2 protein-coding genes are annotated in these 1,444 nt (G+C 59.3%); both read left to right on the forward strand.

What is annotated here, in order from left to right:
• Positions 1 to 85 precede the first annotated feature (85 nt).
• Positions 86 to 373, forward strand: coding sequence for a type II toxin-antitoxin system prevent-host-death family antitoxin (locus VJ464_02015; protein ID HKQ03880.1), 288 nt, complete (start codon positions 86 to 88; stop codon positions 371 to 373).
• Positions 357 to 650, forward strand: a complete 294-nt coding sequence (locus VJ464_02020) for a Txe/YoeB family addiction module toxin (protein ID HKQ03881.1) — start codon at positions 357 to 359, stop codon at positions 648 to 650. Before VJ464_02015 ends, VJ464_02020 begins: the two co-directional genes overlap by 17 nt.
• The last annotated feature ends 794 nt before the right edge of the window (positions 651 to 1,444 follow it).

A 1,444-nucleotide genomic window follows, 5' to 3' on the forward strand; every position in this document is an offset into this window, starting at 1 on the left:
CGTTAGACGCCTATCGCCCGCCCTTGACCAATGATTTGACGACCTGTACTGTTAATCTGTACACATCAAAACAAGTAGGTGAGTGATGGCAATTCAAACGACATACACAAAGGCCAGAGCTAATTTCGCTAAACTATGCAACGAGGTCGCGGAAAACAGAGAGATTGTTATCATCAACCGCCGAGGCAATGAGGATGTGGCCTTAGTGGCTGCTGATGAACTATCCAGCCTGATCGAAACGGCCCACCTGCTCAGGTCGCCTAAGAATGCGCAGCGGCTACTATCCGCATTGAAGCGAGCCAGGTCAAGAAAGCTAAAACCTCGCAGGGTGGCCCAGCTTCGTCGGGAGGTAGGACTTGGCGAAGAAGGGTAAAGGCCGGGATAAAAAGCAAGAGCGAGATGCGGTCTTTCATCCAGAGTTTCGAGAGGATTTGAAATATTGGGTAGAGACAGACCGCAAGGCGGCGCTGAGAGCGTTAGAGCTTGTTGAGGCCATCTTGCGAGATCCATTCGTCGGGATAGGGAAGCCAGAGCCATTGAAGTATCTTGGTGCGGGAGTTTGGTCGAGGAGGTTGACGCAAGAGCATCGGGTTGTGTACTTGGTCTTTGATGACAGAATAGACTTCCTGCAATGCCGGTATCACTACTAAAGAGGCGTCTAACAAGGCGTTGCAGCGGAGGCCGCGAAGCAAGTCTCTCATCGCTTCCCATTTTTCTCACGCGGCCCCGCTGAACGCGGGCGTTGGGCGCCTTCCCCGCAGTTACTGATGAGCGAAGTTGTTCGTGCCAGGAACTTGGTTCGGTGCGCAGCTCAACCCTGCGGCGACGGCCAAATGCAACAGCAAGCGTCGCCCCAACCAACAACCGGCAATCGCCCTCGCGAGACGGGGCATCGTTTCGCCGCATCTTGCCACCGTCGAGCGCGCGGGCTCCGGAGAAGCGGCTGGCTGACCCGCGCGACGATCTCGGCGTCGCCAATGAGCGGCGCGAGCCCGGGCTAAGGGAAGCCCAACTCTTCAGGAGGGCGTAAATGGGAGGTAGCCAGAGGGGGCGGGTCGAAAGGGAAGGCGAAGGAGGAAAGCGAGGCCATGGCGGTGATCAGCGGCGCGTGGGAGGAGGGGGGCGGAAGGGTGAGGGTGGCGGGCGGCGCCCAACAAAGCGTTGCAGCGGAGGCCGCGCCGCGCACTTCTCATGCGTGCTTTAGTGGCCGTTCGCGGCCCCGCTGAACGCGGGCGTTGGGCGCCTTCCCCGCAGTCGCTGAAGGGCAAAGTTGTTCGCGCCACGAATTTGGTTCGGGGCGCAATTCGACCCTGCAACTATCGCCAAAGGCAACGGCAAGCGGCGCAGCGATAGCCCCGAGTCAAATGCTAGCGTGCGGCGCAGTCCCATGGTCAGGCCCCTGCCGGCAACGGCGCGCCTTCTTCGTCAAGCAACGGCGGGTAGG

Source organism: Blastocatellia bacterium, from assembly GCA_035275065.1.
Classification (GTDB): domain Bacteria; phylum Acidobacteriota; class Blastocatellia; order UBA7656; family UBA7656; genus DATENM01.

Coding starts and splice junctions, on each gene's coding strand:
- VJ464_02015 (HKQ03880.1), top strand. CDS start 86: ATGGCAATTCAAACGACATACACAAAGGCCAGAGCTAATTTCGCTAAA.